The organism is Hymenobacter lutimineralis (assembly GCF_008271285.1).
GTDB lineage: Bacteria > Bacteroidota > Bacteroidia > Cytophagales > Hymenobacteraceae > Hymenobacter > Hymenobacter lutimineralis.
In genome coordinates, this window is record NZ_VTHL01000019.1 from 91,088 (window position 1) to 106,023 (window position 14,936).

Sequence of the window (14,936 nt, forward strand, 5' to 3'; positions counted from 1 at the left end):
CAGCGACTTGCTGCTAAGTCTGAAAAAAAATGGCGCGTTTTTTTGCATATCGATGCAGGGGCGCTACTTTTGTGACTCCAATACCCAACACGGTAGATATAGCTCAGCTGGTTAGAGCGTCGGATTGTGATTCCGAAGGTCGTGGGTTCGAGCCCCATTATTTACCCACCAAAAAAGGCCTCGCCACTCCGGTAGAGGCTTTTTTTATTGCGTTCCGGGCTAGCGCGCAGGGCTTTTATCCGGCCGGAAGGAAGGATTTGCGCCTGGGCCATGTTAGCGCGACAGTAGTACTTTTGCACGCCTCACCTTTTTTCTTTTCTCTATGAGTCTGGTTGTTATCGGCACCGTCGCCTTCGACGCCCTGGAAACGCCTTTCGGCAAAACCGACAAAATCATTGGTGGCGCCGCTACCTACATTGGGCTGTCGGCCTCGTACTCCCTTAAGCCAGTGAAGCTGGTGGCGGTAGTGGGCGACGATTTTCCGCAGTCAGATATTCTGCTGCTTCAGGAGCACGGCGTCGATACCGAAGGACTTCAGATCAAGGAAGGGGAGAAGTCGTTCTTCTGGTCGGGCAAGTATGCCAACGACTTGAACTCGCGCGAAACCCTGGTTACGGAGCTCAACGTGCTGGCCGATTTCGACCCAGTGCTGCCCGACTCGTACCAGGACTGCAAGTACCTGATGCTGGGCAACCTCACCCCGCAGATTCAGCGCCTCGTGATTCAGCGCCTCGTCAACCGCCCCAAGCTCATCGTGATGGACACGATGAACTTCTGGATGGACATTGCCCTGGATGAACTGCTCACCACCATCGAAATGGTGGATGTGCTCAGCATCAACGACGAAGAAGCACGGCAGCTGTCGGGCGAGTACTCGCTGGTGAAGGCCGCCAAGAAAATCCTGGGCATGGGTCCCAAGTTTCTCATCATCAAGAAAGGGGAACACGGCGCCTTGCTGTTTCACAAAAACCAGATCTTCTTCGCCCCGGCCCTGCCCCTGGAAGAAGTCTTCGACCCCACCGGCGCCGGCGACACCTTCGCGGGCGGCTTTATTGGCCACCTCGCCGCCACCGACGACATCAGCTTCGAGAACATGAAGCGGGCCGTTATTCATGGCTCGGCTATGGCCTCGTTCTGCGTGGAGAAGTTCGGGACGGAGCGCCTGCTCAACCTCACCAAAGAAGAAATTGCGGCCCGCGAAAAGCAGTTTGGGGAGCTGGTGCGCGTGGAAGAAACCCCGGCCTAGACAACCTTCGGCGGGCGGTTGGGGTAAAAGAACGTATTCGTTTACACCCTAAACGCCTTCGCCATGTCTAAGCATAAAGAAGATAAGCAGGATTCCGCTCTGGGCCCCGATGCTATCCGTCCGGAAAGCAACGCGGTAGACCCCGAAACCCGCAACCATTCGGGTAGCGGCGGCAACCAAACCCAGAACCTCAATCAGAACTTTATTACCCAGGCTGGTAATCAAGTCAAGAATAATACACCCGGGGGCAACGCCTACGAGCAGCGTCATTCGCCAACCAACAAGCCCCGCAACAATCCGCAGGGCAACTGGCCAATGTCGGTTGATAAAAGCCAGAAAGGCCCCGGCCGTAAAGCTGATTAACGCTATTGATTTCCATAAAAAAAGCCCGTTGGTCGAGACCAGCGGGCTTTTTTTATGGAACCACGGCCAGGCGCATCACGCGAGTATCTACGTCGCCCTTGTCAAAGTAGTCTTGGTTGAACAGGATAGTGCGGTTGTCGAGCCAGCGGGGCTGGCTGAGGCCCCATTCCGTTTGCCGCTGCCAGAGCAGGCGCAGGGAAGTGCCTTCCACTTCCCACACCTGCAGGCCGCTGGGCTCGTAGCGGGCCAGCACATCGGAGTTGCCGCACACGAAATGCCGCCCATCGGGGGCTACGGCTGGCGGGCTCCACACCCGCGTGCGTCGCCCCGTTTGCTGGTTGACGAGCATATAATAGCCGCCCTCGTACAAGTGCACCGACACCAGCCACTGCTTGATGTTGGGCAATGCTGCGACGTACTCGTAAGCTATGTTGACTTCGTAGTCTTCCGCAGGATTATCCACCAAGCGCAGAGGTACGCCTTTAGCGGGCTGCAGCAGCAGCGTCCGGCCCGAGCGGCGTACCCGGGGGCCTGCACCCTGCAGGCGGCGCCGTTCCTCCGCCACCACATCCAGGTCCGCCTCCTCCGCCTCGGCGGTGGCGGCCGTGGGCAGCCATTCCGGGGCTGGCAGCCGCTCATACACCGAGGGCGGAGCGGGGTAAAGCTGAAGAACCCGGCCACCTTCCAGCACCAGCGTGTCGAGGTGGGCCCAGCGGTACACGGGGCGGGGGGCGGCCTTTTTGAGGGGTGGCTGGGTAGGGTCGGGTTTGGGCACCTCCTTGGGCTGCATGCGCAAGGAGCAGGCCGCCAGCGGAACCAGCGCCAACTGCCAGGGAAAAGAGAAAGAGCGCCCGGTAAGCATGGGAGTACTGGTTTTCGCCACGGGCTTAGAACTCCTGCTTAAGCCACAGCCGAAAACTCTCCTGCTGCGCCGCGGTGGCCGTGGGCAGCTTGGCAACGGTGAGCTTTTGCCAGTACCGCTGATTGGGCTGACCTTCCAGCACCACCGTCAGCAGCCGGTTCTGGCGGAACACGCTCACTTCGTAGCGCAGGTCGCCGTTAGCCGACAACAAGGACTGTAGGTTCATATCCACGCGGCGCCCGTTCACGGCCACTATTTCGTCATCTACCGTCAGGGTGGTAGTGGCCGGGGAGTCGGGCAGAATATCCGTTACCTCCGTCCGCTCGTTCTTTACCACCGTGCGGAAGCCAAAGTAGCTTTCGGAGGTGGAAGTGGTTTCTTCGATGCGCAGGGTGCAGCCCACCCAGCTCAAGGCTTTATCGAGGGGTTCTTCCAGCGGCGCGGTGCCGTACACAAACTTGTCGAAGTAAGCGCGCATGTCGCGGCCGGCAGTTTCCGTCACCAGACGCATGTAGTCTTCTTCGGTGTAGCCTACGCCTTTCTGCCCGAACTCTTCCCAGAGGCGGCGCATCACGTCGTCGAGGCTGCGCTGGTGGCCGGTAAGGTGGCGCAACGTTAAGTCGAGCAGCAGGGCTACCAACGCTCCTTTATGGTAAACGGACACCTTACGGTCGGGTACTCCGGGCTTGTAGCCATCCAGCCACAAATCCACGCTGGCATCGGCTAAGGAAAGGTTGAAGCGGCCGTAGTCGTCGTAGTGCCTGCGTAGCACCGTGTTCAGCTCCTGAAAATATTGCTCCACGGTCCGCACCCCGCTACGGGCCAGCAGATACTCCCCGTAGTAAGTCGTAACGCCCTCGGCTATGTAGCAGGTGCGGAAGTAGTTTTCGCGGGCGTAGTCGTAGGGCTGCATTTCGGCGGGCCGAATGCTCTTGATGTTCCAGGTATGAAACAGCTCGTGGCAGCTCACGCCCAGAAATTCCTTGTACAGGCCTTCCGTCATGAGCAGTTCGGCTGGGCCCAGGGTAATTACGGTGGAGTTGCCGTGCTCTACGCCGTGGTAGTGCTTGTAAGGCAGAATCTGGTTCAGGTAGTGGTAGTCGGAAACCGGAAAGCCCCCAAACAGCGCCATCTGCTCTTCGGTGAAGGCCGTGAAGTCGCGCAGGATTGTTTCCCAGTCGGGCGTGCACTCCCCCTGTATCCATACCGTGAAGGGCAGGCCCTGTACCTGGTAGGTGCGCTGCTGTAGCGTGGGGCTGGCAATCAGCGGAGAGTCAGCTAGCTGGTCAAAAGAGGCGGCCTGCAGCGTGTTGGGGCCACTTTGGGGCAGGCCGCAGGCTATCTGCCAGCCTTCGGGCAAGTCCAGCCGCAGCTGACAAGCTTCGTTCTGGCGGCCCTCGATATACATAAAGCACTGCACCCCGTTCAGGTACAGCTGCGTTTCATCCAGCCAGGAGCCGCCGGCGTCCATTTGGTGGGCATAGAAGTTGTAGCGCACCTGCAGGGTGCGGCCCGCCGCGTTCGGCACTTCCCACCGGTCTTTCGTGCGCTTGCGGTAGGGGAGGAGCGACTTCGTGTTGGCGTCGAGTACCTCTACCCGCTGAATTTTCTGGGCGAAGTTCTGCAGCTCGTAGCGCCCGGGGCGCCAGGCGGGCAATTGTAGCTCTACGGCCTCAGCAGTCGTAGCAGGCACTTCAAAGGTCATCTGAACCTGCACGTAGAAGGTCAGCGGGTTCTCAAATGAGACGTGGTAATGAATCATGGCAGCGCCGTGGGGCGGGGGCAGAAAGTCCTGAGTAAAGGTACAGCTATCCGGTCGAAAAGCGGGGCCTAATGGGCGGTTTCCGCGGGAATGTTTCCCTCAAAAAGGCAGCGCTTATAGCCCGGGTATTTCCTGGTAGAAACGGTAGTGCTGGGAAAAAGGTGAACTAGGCATTGTCTTTTCCAAACCAACCTGTTACCTTTGCCGGCCTTACCTGCCATTGAGTCACTACATATACCATGAAACGTACTTTTCAGCCTTCGCAGCGCAAGCGCCGCAATAAGCACGGTTTCCGCTCGCGCATGGAAACCGCCAACGGCCGCCGCGTGCTGGCCTCCCGTCGTGCCAAAGGCCGCAAGCGCCTGACCGTATCCGACGAAGGTCGTCATAAGCGCTAAGCTTCTACCGGCTGCGGCCGGTTCGCCCCCGCTCATGAGCACTCCTGCGCCGGGCGCGCGCTCCTATTCGTTTCCGAAGGAAGAACACTTGTGTCGTAAGAAGCTCATTGAAGAGCTTTTCGGCCGGGGTTCTTCTTTTGGTTTATACCCCTTGCGGCTGGTCTGGCTGCCGGCGCTGGCCCCTACGCAAGCTCCCCCGCAAGTCCTAGTTAGTGTCTCCAAGCGCACGTTTAAGCGGGCTGTAGACCGGAATTATCTAAAAAGGCTACTGCGCGAAGCATACCGCCTGAATAAATATCGGCTTGTAGAAGCCCCCAATGGCCATTCTGTGGGCGTATTGGCACTTATTTACAGCGGCAAGGAAAAAAAGCCTTTCGCGCTGGTCGAAAAAAAATTAATTTCAGGGCTAGAGCGTTTGCTGCAGGAAGCCGTACCTGCGCCTGCAACACCCCTTTCTTCGCCGCGTCCTTAACTGGCTGCAGAATCCGAAGAGCGTTGCGGCTGTGTCCGGCCTGCGTTTGAGTGAAGGGTTCTTATCTGCTTCCCGCCCGTGTATGCGTAAAAAATCTATTGCCGCCGGCCTGCTCCTGGGAGGAGCCACGCTGCTTGTCTCATTCAAGTCGGTTTCCGACAATGAGCGGTACTTCGAAATTGCTAAGAACCTGGACATCTTCGCCACCTTGTTTAAGGAGGTGAACACCTATTACGTGGATGAGGTGACGCCCGCCAAGCTGGTGAAAACCGGCATCGACGCCATGCTCAAGAGCCTCGACCCTTACACCAACTACATCCCCGAGGACGATATCGAGGATTTCCGCACCCTCACCACCGGGCAGTACGGCGGCATTGGGGCCGTAGTAGTAAAGCGCAGCGGCAAAACCATTGTGCAGGCGGCGTATGAGGGCTACCCCGCCCAGAAAGCGGGTTTGCTGCCTGGCGACGAAATCCTGAACATCAACGGCATTGCGCTGGAGAAGAAAACCAACTCCGACATTAGCAAGCTGCTGAAGGGGCAGGCCAACTCCCTTGTAAAGCTGATGGTGACGCGCTACGGCCAGGATGCGCCGGTGGAAATCAACATCACCCGTGACAAGATTCAGGTAGACAACGTGCCGTACTACGGCATGCTCACCAACGATATTGGCTACTTCCAGCTGGGCGGCTTCACAGTCGATGCCGGCAAGGAAGTGCGCCTGGCCGTGGCCAAGCTCAAGGAAATGGGCGCCAAGAAGATTGTGTTCGACATTCGGGATAACCCCGGCGGCTTGCTCAACGAGGCGGTAAACATTTCCAACCTGTTCGTGGAAAAGGGCCTCGACATTGTGAGCACCAAGGGCAAGGTGACGGAGTGGAACAAAACCTACAAAGCCCTGGACACGCCCTTGGATACCCAGATGCCCATGGCCATTATTACCAGCGGCCGTTCGGCTTCGGCAGCTGAAATTGTGTCGGGGGTGTTGCAGGACTACGACCGCGCCGTGCTGGTAGGGGAGCGGACGTTTGGGAAGGGCCTTGTACAGGCCACCCGGCCGCTGAGCTATAACTCCCAGCTGAAGGTAACCACCGCCAAATACTACATCCCGAGCGGGCGCTGCATTCAGGAAATCGACTACTCACACCGCGCCGACGATGGCACCCTGGGCAAAGTACCCGACTCCCTGCGCACGGCCTTCAAAACGCAGGCTGGCCGTACCGTGTTCGACGGCGGCGGCGTGGCTCCCGATGTGGAAGTGCAGGAGCGAGAAGTAGCCGAAATTACCCGCCTGCTGCTCCAGAAAAACTACTTATTCGACTACGCCACGCGCTACCGGGCCGAGCACGCCACCATTCCGCCGGCCCGCGACTTCAAGCTCTCCGATGTGGAGTACCAGAAGTTTGTGCAGTTTCTGCAGAACAAGGACGTGAGCTATTCCACTGAGGTGGAGAAAAGCCTTTCCGACTTAATTAAAAAGTCCAAGGACGAGAAGCACTACGAGGACGTGAAAACCGAGCTGGAAGCTATTCGCCGCAAGGTTTCCACCAACAAGAGCAACGACCTGACGCGCTTCAAGCCCGAAATCAAGGAGTTGCTGGAGCAGGAAATCGTGTCGCGCTACTACTTCCAGAAAGGCCAGATCGAAGCCTCCTTCGACGATGACCCCAATGTGCTGGCCGCCGTGCAGGTCCTCAACGACCCCAACCGCTACGCTGCCCTGCTGCGCCCCAACGGCCGCGCCGCCAGCGCCAGTAAAAGCGCCGGCACGAAGTAGAAACGTTCACTATTCTCTGGAGAAGCAGGCTTATGAAGCCTGCTTTTTTCATTATTACAGAATGAAAAGGATGGAATCTGTTCTTGCTTGTGTAATCCATGAAGCAGAGAACCTAAGTGAAATCAGCGCAACAATCGAAGACAAAGAGCTGATAGCCGCACGGCTAGATGCATTGGTTTCTGAAGCAGCGAAAAGTCGTGTTGCCTTTATCAGACGTCAATTACACGGAGATGCAGCAGAAGATTTATTCCAGCAATGGCGTGAGCAATGGGGCATTCCTGTTTTCCGGGAGAACTTAGTAAGTATTTCAGATTTCGAAAATGGCTTCATGTGGCGCTTTCGTGACCATACTACTTCTTGGAGTGATAATCAGGTAGCGCAAGAGTGGTTTCTGACTTCATTGGAAGCCCAGACAATAACCCAATATGAATTCTGGAGCTGTGATAATGGCCCGGAAGAATGCATTGATAAAGTGACCGGCACTTACAAGCAGATATTGGAGAAGTTGTTAGCAGAAGGAGTATATGAGGTGCTAATCAGCCCTGTCTTCACCGATGAAGAGTTAAAAGATTATATCGAGCAATATGATGAGGACGAACAAGACTTTTCAATAGAGGAAGTAATAGAAGACTATATCAGCCAGAATCCGAACTTTGTGACATAATACACCCACTATGCCCTCCCTTATCCTGTCGCTCGAAACCTCCTCGCCCGTCTGTTCCGTGGCCCTGCACCGCGTGGCCGATGGCTCGCTGGTGGGCCAGACGGAGCTGCGGTTGGAGAAGTCGCACTCCTCGCACCTGAGCGTGCTGGTGAGCCAGCTGCTGGAAAACACGGGACACACCCTGCAAGACCTAGCGGCTGTAGCCTTGAGCGACGGACCAGGCTCCTACACTGGGCTGCGCATTGGGGCCGCTGCTGCCAAAGGCTTCTGCTACGCCTTGGATGTACCTCTGCTGGCCGTCGGGACGCTGCAAAGCCTGGCCCACCAGGTAGCTCAGCGCACCGCCCACCCCGAAAACTACCTTTATTGCCCCATGCTCGATGCCCGGCGCATGGAAGTGTATGCGGCCCTCTACCGGCACGATGGCACCGAAGAACTGGCGCCCACACCCTTGGTCCTCGATGCCGATACCCTGGGCGAACAACTAGCCCACCATTCGTTGTTATGCTTTGGTAACGGCGCGGCCAAGTTCCGGCCGCTCGTGGCCGGGCATCCGCACGTAGCGTTCTTAGCGGGTATCGAACCATCTGCCATAGCCGTAGGCGAGCTGGCCCTTGGCGCCTACCAGCGGCAGGAGTTTCGCAGCGTGGCTTACTACGAGCCGTTTTACTTAAAAGAAGTGTACACTACCACGCCGAAGAACAGAACTTAGAAGCCAGAATTAAGAGCCTAGAAGCCGCTCCATAAGCTGTCTGCTAGGTTTTTGACTTTGCGTATCAAGCTCTCAATGATCATATCATGGAAGACATTCTCATCAACCGGGTAGCGCAAAGCGCCCTCACCACGCTCAACCTCGAAGAGTTTATTCATCCGGGCGAGCGGGTGGTGTATGACATCAAGGACAACCTGTTTCATGGGCTGATGCTGCGCGAGAAAGACTTCCGCGAGTTCATCAAAACCCACGACTGGACCCAGTACGCGGGCCAGAACGTGGCCATCATCTGCTCGGCCGACGCCATTGTGCCTACCTGGGCCTACATGCTACTGGCCTCTAAGCTGCAGCCGCACGCCCACCGCTACGTATTTGGCAACCTAGAGGCCCTGGAGCAGGAGCTCTTTCACGAGGCCATTGCTGGCCTCGATGCCGAGCAATATCGCGACGCCAAAATGGTCATCAAGGGCTGTGGCGAGAAGCCCGTGCCCACGTACGCCTACGTGGCCATCATGCAGAAGCTGCTGCCCGTGGCGGCCAGTATTATGTACGGGGAGCCATGCAGCACCGTGCCGCTCTACAAGCGCCCCAAAGCCTGAGCAGCCCAGCTCTTGCGCACTGAAAAAGCCCTTCTGATGCATCGGAAGGGCTTTTTTGGGCTGCTGCGGAGGCTTAAATGCCCGTAGAAGCGGCGTAAACCCTCGTCGAAGTGGCGTAAGCCTCCGTAGAAACGGCGTAAGCAGGCTTCGAAAGGGCGTAAAGACCCGTAGAGGTGGCGTAAAGACCCTTCGAAACGGCGTAAGCCTCCCTGGAAGCGGTGTAAAGGCGTGTCGAAGTGGCGTAGACGCTCGTAGCAACGGCGTGGAGCCGGCTCGCCGCGCCAAATGCCGGGTACGGTTGCATCTTTGGGGCGCACATCGACCTCCTTATGCCTGAATCTGCTGCTACTCCTTATCAACTTAGTTTGCTCACGGGCGTGGCCATTGTGGTGGCCAGCATGGTAGGCACGGGCGTATTTACCAGCCTGGGGTTTCAGGTGCTGGGTATCCAGAGCGGGTTTGCCTTGCTGATGCTGTGGGCCGTGGGTGGTCTGATTGCCCTGTGCGGGGCCCTGAGCTACGGCGAGCTGGCGGCGGCCATGCCCCGCTCGGGCGGCGAGTATCATTACCTGTCGCAGATTTACCACCCGGCGCTGGGCTTTCTATCGGGGTGGGTGTCGGCCACGGTGGGCTTTGCGGCCCCCACGGCGCTGGCCGCCATGGCCCTGGGGCGCTATGCCCAGAGCGTGTGGCCGGCAGTTTCGGCGCAGTGGCTGTCGGTGGGGGTGGTGCTGGCCCTCACCGTGGTGCATGCTACCAACAAGCGGGCCGGCAGCCGCCTGCAGGTCATCATCACCACGGTGAAAGTGCTGGTGCTGGTGCTGTTTATCGGAGTAGGGCTGGCAGCGGCTACCCCCACTAGCCTGGCCTTTGCGCCCCAGGCCGCCGATTGGCGGGAATTGCTGAGTCCGGCTTTTGCTGTGTCGTTGGTGTATGTATCCTACGCTTACTCGGGCTGGAACGCCGCGGCCTACCTCACGGGCGAAATGGCCAACCCCCAGCGCAACCTGCCCCGCATTCTGCTGCTGGGCACGGCGCTGGTGCTGCTGCTTTATGTAGGGCTGAACTTCGTGTTTCTGTACTCGACGCCCATTCCCAAGCTGGCGGGACAAGTGGAAGTGGGCTTTGTGGCCGCCACCGAAATATTTGGGACGGCAGCGGGGCGGCTGATGGGCGGCGTCATTGCAGTGCTATTGGTATCTACGGTTAGCTCCATGATTTTTGCCGGGCCACGCATTGTGCAGGTGATGGGGGAGGATCTGCCCCCGCTCAGCGGCTTGGGCAAAATAAGTGCGGCTGGTATACCAGTGCGGGCCACGCTGCTGCAAACCGCCCTCACGCTGGTGTTCCTGCTCACGGCCACCTTCGAGCAGGTTCTCCTCTACGCGGGGTTCGTGCTCAGCCTGTTCACCTTTCTCACGGTGCTGGGCCTGTTTGTGCTGCGCTGGCGCCGGCCCGAACTGCCGCGCCCCTACCGGGCCTGGGGCTACCCGCTTACGCCGCTCATCTTTCTGGCCCTTAATGGCTGGACGCTTTGGTTTATCGTTCAGGACAAGCCCCGTGAAACCACCTATGGGGTGCTCACCCTGTTTGTGGGGCTACTGGTGTATTTTGTGGGGCGGGGCCTATCCCGTCGGCGCTAAGTTTCGTTTTCCGGAATTATGAACATTACGCCGCCCGACCCTGGCAGTGCCTCCTGGAAACAGAAGGCCTACCGCATCATCTTTGAATCGGATACCCGCGCCGGCCGCGCCTTCGATGTGCTGTTGCTGGGCGCCATTATGGTGAGTGTGCTGGCCGTGATGCTGGAAAGCGTGCGGCCTATCGATGCCCGCTATGGCCCCCTACTGCGGGCCGTGGAGTGGTTTATGACGGGGCTGTTCATCATCGAATACCTCATGCGGCTGCTGGTTGTACGCCGCCCCCTGGCCTACGCGCTGAGCTGGCTGGGCATCATTGATTTTTTAGCTATTGTGCCCACGCTGGCCAGCCTGCTGTCCGTTGGCAGCCGCAACCTGATTGTTATTCGTACGCTGCGGCTGCTGCGCGTATTCCGCATTTTCAAGCTTGGGAAGTTTGTGGGCGAAGGCGAGTTTATTCTGACCGCGCTTAAAGCCAGCCGCTTCAAAATTCTGGTGTTTCTCACGGCGGTACTCACGCTCGTCGTAGTCATCGGCACATTGATGTACGTGGTGGAAGGCGGTCAGAATGGCTTCACCAGCATTCCCAAGAGTATTTACTGGGCCATTGTGACGCTTACCACGGTGGGCTACGGCGACATTTCCCCGGTAACGGTGCTGGGCCAGACGCTGGCTTCCGTGCTCATGATTCTGGGCTACGCCATCATTGCCGTACCCACGGGCATTGTATCGGCCCAGATGGCCACGCCGGCTTCACCAGCTACCCCAGCTTTCAAACAGGTTATCTGTCATGTGTGCCAGGCTACGGAGCACAAGTCGGAAGCGCAATATTGCTGGCGCTGTGGCGAGAAGCTCTGACGCGTACCTTTGGCCAGCGAGTTTTTCTCCCATTTCTCTTCCACTCTATGCGCTTCTCTATTGCCCGGTTGCTATGGCCGGCTTTCTTCCTGACACTGGCGGCCTGCTCCGACCCCAAAACCTCTACTCCTCAGCAGCAGCCCGCCGCGCCCGCGCCTGCGCCTGCCGCTTCCGATACCGTAGCCACCGCCCCGGCTACGCCTCCTGCCCCCGATACCAGCGCCGTGCAGAACGTGGCCGCCTACCTGGCGGGGCAGCGCCTCAGCCACGGCAGTGCCCTGCAGCCGCTGGCCCGGCAAGCCGCCTGGCAAACCTACGCGGCCAATGCCGACAAAAGCTGGGAGAAATACCACGCCGCCCGCACCGCTAAGATCGAGCAGTGGGCGGCTACCGAGCTGGATTCCGTGCGTCGCCAAAGCCCCGTTATCTTCTACCCCTTCAGTGGCCCAGATCTACTGAATGTGGTAACCATGTTCCCAACCAGCCAAACCTATGTGCTGGTCGGCCTGGAGCCGGTGGGGACCGTGCCGCATCAGCGCACCCTCGAAAACCCCAAGCTGTTTACCATGCTGAAAAAGTCCTTGTGGTCGGTATTGGAATTCAGCTTTTTCCGCACCAACGATATGGCGGTGGATTTAAAATCAGTGGAGCTGGACGGGTCTTTGCCGCTGATGATGCTCTTCGCTGCCCGCACCAATCACCAGGTTACCGCCGTGCGCTACGTGCAGCTCGATGCCGAAGGCCAGCTTACCGATGCCGATTCGGCCACGATCAGCCGGCCCGGCCTGAAGGTCATTCCCGGCGTAGAGCTGGCTATGCGGGATAAAGCCGGCCGGGAAAAGAAAGCCTACTATTTCTCCGCCGACCTTAGCGACTGGAAGCTGGGCCAGACAAAAGAAGGGGCCCTCAAGTTTGTGCGCAGTCTTGGCCCCCTGACAACGTACGTAAAGTCGGCCTCATATCTCATGCACAAATCGTATTTCAGCAAGGTGCGCAACTTGGCCTTGGAGCGTAGTCGCTACATTTTGCAGGACGATTCGGGCATTGCCATGAAGTACTTCCAGCCGGTCGCCAACTGGCAGCTCACATACTATGGCACGTATAAGCGGCCCATCAACCTGTTCGCCAAACACTACCAGCCCCAGCTCACCCGCGCCTACACCGATACCCTGCAACGAGTGCGCCCCCTACCTTTTGGCACTGGCTACAACTGGCGGCAAAACGATTCCAACCTGCTGCTGGCTCACCGAACCAAGCCAGTGCAGTAACGTTTGCTAAGCTTAGACTGGTTTGCCTATCGCGCCACTGCCTGCTCGGGAGTGGCGCGTTTTTTTGCGGCTGGCTCGCGCTGGGATGCGTATCTTTTACCAGGGTTGATTTAACTGACGGATATTGCTCATGATGTTGCGCGGGTTGAGAGGAAGTCTTGGGACGTTGCCGCTCTTGGGCTGGCTGTTGCTGAGTTGGCTGGTGCTGCCAATGGGTAGCGAAAAAAAACGGCAGGCAGCTACGACTCTCCCTATCGTCCCGGCCGACAGCCCGCTGCTGGACAGCCTGCTGCATAGCCACCCTGGCCTCCTGCCCGTAGTCAGTCAGGCCGAGCAGTATGAGTTGCAGATCATTTATACCCAGATAAACCGCGATGCGCAGCAACAGCCCCATTTCACGCAGCACTCTTACCACCTGAACGCCCGGCAATATTTCAACCCGGCTAGTATGGTGAAGCTGCCCGTAGCCATGTTGGCTCTGGAAAAGCTGAATCAACTCAATAGGCCTGGGCTTTCCCGCCGCACGCCCATGGCCACTGGTGCTGCTTTCCGTTGCCAGACGCCCGCTCCCTACGTGCCCTCTCCCGATTCCGATCAGGTAAACACCGTAGGGAATTATATTAAGCGCATGTTGCTGGTTAGTGATAATTCGGCTTATAACCGGTTGTATGAGTTTTTAGGCCAGCGCCCGCTCAACGAGCGGCTAGCCAAATTAGGCTACCCTGATGCCCGAATTGTGCGGCGGTTTGCCCCCTGCGATACTGCGGCCAACCGCCATACGAATCCTGTCACCTTTTTAAGGGCATCTAATAAGGAGGTAATATATCATCAGTCGGCCGCGGTCAATACGCAGCCGTTCTCATTCCCCTTGGGGCCGGTGCGGAAGGGCAGTGGCTATTATGCCGGTGGGCGGCTTTTGCAGCGTCCCTACGACTTTACCACCGCCAACTACTTACCCCTGCAGTATATCCACGACCTATTAAAAACCGTGCTGTTTCCCCAGAGTGTGCCCCAAGCTGCGCAACCGGACCTCACCCCCCAGGACTACCAGTTCCTACGTTTCTATCTGCGCAGCACACCCCATGCAGCGAGCTACAGTTCCTATAAAAGCCCGAAGTATTTCGATGCTTATAAGAAGTACCTATACTATGGCCGTAACCCAAGCCGCCAGGCCATTAAAAATCTGCACAGCTATAATATAGTAGGGATGTCACACGGATACCTCGCCGATGTCGCCTACTTCGTCGATACCGAACAGAAAGTAGAGTTCATGCTCAGCGCCGTGCTTTATGTAAACAAAGACGGTATTCTCAACGATGGTACCTACGAGTATACCAACATTGGCCTGCCCTTTCTGGCAGCATTGGGTCAAACGATTCACCGCTATGAGGTAAAGCGCCTAAGGCCATACTACGCAATTCCTGCCGTCTATCTCCAGGAAGAAACTCAACGGTAAGAAAGTTGTGCAGTCTTTTTCCTTGTCTATACGGAGTAAGTACCTGAAAGCGAAAAGGTAAGTGCGCTAAGGAGCTCGCACAAGGGAACGGTAAACGAAAAACTTGTTGTATAGGTTTGGAAAAGCAAAAAGGAAGCCCCACTTTTGCACTCCCAAACCGGAACGCGGTAGGGAGGATCTTCCGGCAAACGCAGAAATAGTCCTATATAGGAGCTACTGCTTTCAGGCACTGGGTTTAGCCAGCCGCTGAAAAAAAAGTTTGCCAACGGGGTTGCAAAAGCGGTTGCGGGTTTCGTACCTTTGTCCTCCCAACGCGAAACGCGCGGCGGTACGAAGTGAGAATAACACAAAAATTTATTTTTGTGGAAACTTGCAAAAGGCGCTGAGGTGTTGTTACCTTTGCAGCCCGCTTCAACCGGAAGGGGCACGCTTCGAGCGAGTAGTAGTCGGACGAAAAACTTTTTTTCTTCGGGAGTCTTGCAGAAAGCAAAAAGGTTCTTACCTTTGCAGCCCGCTTCGACCGGAAGGGGCACAGTACCCGGGCTAACTAGCCTACCAGGTTCTTCCAACAGGGAAGAACGGACGTTCTTTGAATGACTGGAATTGACAAATTTGGGTGAGGCTGTTGTAGGCGACTACAGCAGCAGCAAGACCAAGCGTAACATAACGAACAGACACGTCAAACTAACGAGTCGGATCAGCACTTGACATCAGCCCTAGTTCGCTAGGGTGTAGAAATTTATACAATGGAGAGTTTGATCCTGGCTCAGGATGAACGCTAGCGGCAGGCCTAATACATGCAAGTCGAACGGACGGTAGCAATACCGTTAGTGGCGCACGGGTGCGTAACGCGTAACCA

General features: G+C 57.3%; 14 protein-coding genes, 1 tRNA gene and 1 rRNA gene. 14 read left to right on the forward strand and 2 right to left on the reverse strand.

What is annotated here, in order from left to right; all coding sequences use genetic code 11:
• Positions 1–91: 91 nt before the first annotated feature.
• From FY528_RS16365 to FY528_RS16375, 3 genes are all read left to right on the forward strand, one after another.
• Positions 92–167 (forward strand) — tRNA-His (locus FY528_RS16365).
• Positions 168–322: 155 nt separating this feature from the next.
• Positions 323–1,246, forward strand: coding sequence for a PfkB family carbohydrate kinase (locus FY528_RS16370; protein ID WP_149072100.1), 924 nt, complete (start codon positions 323–325; stop codon positions 1,244–1,246).
• Between the two features lie 63 nt (positions 1,247–1,309).
• Positions 1,310–1,609 carry a hypothetical protein gene (locus FY528_RS16375; RefSeq protein WP_149072101.1) on the forward strand — a complete coding sequence of 100 codons (300 nt, stop codon included), beginning with the start codon at positions 1,310–1,312 and terminating at the stop codon, positions 1,607–1,609.
• Positions 1,610–1,661: 52 nt separating this feature from the next.
• Here FY528_RS16375 and FY528_RS16380 read toward each other — a convergent pair whose 3' ends face one another.
• Both FY528_RS16380 and FY528_RS16385 read right to left on the reverse strand, forming a co-directional pair.
• A complete protein-coding gene (locus FY528_RS16380) occupies positions 1,662–2,471 on the reverse strand; it encodes a hypothetical protein (protein WP_149072102.1) in 810 nt (269 codons plus the stop codon).
• Positions 2,472–2,496: 25 nt separating this feature from the next.
• Entirely contained in the window at positions 2,497–4,233 is a 1,737-nt protein-coding gene (locus FY528_RS16385; protein ID WP_149072103.1) for a M61 family metallopeptidase, read from the reverse strand.
• Between the two features lie 239 nt (positions 4,234–4,472).
• Between FY528_RS16385 and rpmH the strand changes: the two genes are divergently transcribed.
• From rpmH to FY528_RS16440, 11 genes are all read left to right on the forward strand, one after another.
• Entirely contained in the window at positions 4,473–4,631 is a 159-nt protein-coding gene (rpmH, locus tag FY528_RS16390) for a 50S ribosomal protein L34 (protein WP_084444044.1), read from the forward strand.
• 34 nt (positions 4,632–4,665) lie between these two features.
• A complete protein-coding gene (locus FY528_RS16395) occupies positions 4,666–5,103 on the forward strand; it encodes a ribonuclease P protein component (RefSeq protein ID WP_149072104.1) in 438 nt (145 codons plus the stop codon).
• Positions 5,104–5,185: 82 nt separating this feature from the next.
• A complete protein-coding gene (locus FY528_RS16400; RefSeq protein WP_149072105.1) occupies positions 5,186–6,880 on the forward strand; it encodes a S41 family peptidase in 1,695 nt (564 codons plus the stop codon).
• Positions 6,881–6,950: 70 nt separating this feature from the next.
• Entirely contained in the window at positions 6,951–7,544 is a 594-nt protein-coding gene (locus tag FY528_RS16405; RefSeq protein WP_149072106.1) for a hypothetical protein, read from the forward strand.
• 10 nt (positions 7,545–7,554) lie between these two features.
• Positions 7,555–8,256: a tRNA (adenosine(37)-N6)-threonylcarbamoyltransferase complex dimerization subunit type 1 TsaB gene (tsaB, locus tag FY528_RS16410; RefSeq protein ID WP_149072107.1), complete on the forward strand. Its 702-nt coding sequence runs from the start codon at positions 7,555–7,557 to the stop codon at positions 8,254–8,256.
• An 86-nt stretch (positions 8,257–8,342) separates the two neighbouring features.
• Positions 8,343–8,855 (forward strand): DUF2480 family protein, encoded by a 513-nt coding sequence (locus tag FY528_RS16415; protein ID WP_149072108.1) that lies wholly within the window; start codon positions 8,343–8,345, stop codon positions 8,853–8,855.
• A 329-nt stretch (positions 8,856–9,184) separates the two neighbouring features.
• A complete protein-coding gene (locus tag FY528_RS16420; protein ID WP_149072109.1) occupies positions 9,185–10,498 on the forward strand; it encodes an APC family permease in 1,314 nt (437 codons plus the stop codon).
• 18 nt (positions 10,499–10,516) lie between these two features.
• Complete coding sequence (locus FY528_RS16425) at positions 10,517–11,353, forward strand: ion transporter (protein WP_149072110.1); 837 nt, start codon at positions 10,517–10,519, stop codon at positions 11,351–11,353.
• A 47-nt stretch (positions 11,354–11,400) separates the two neighbouring features.
• Entirely contained in the window at positions 11,401–12,621 is a 1,221-nt protein-coding gene (locus tag FY528_RS16430; protein ID WP_149072111.1) for a hypothetical protein, read from the forward strand.
• Between the two features lie 130 nt (positions 12,622–12,751).
• Positions 12,752–14,077 (forward strand): serine hydrolase, encoded by a 1,326-nt coding sequence (locus FY528_RS16435; protein WP_149072112.1) that lies wholly within the window; start codon positions 12,752–12,754, stop codon positions 14,075–14,077.
• Between the two features lie 743 nt (positions 14,078–14,820).
• Positions 14,821–14,936: ribosomal RNA gene (locus FY528_RS16440) — 16S ribosomal RNA — on the forward strand; the annotation flags it as partial.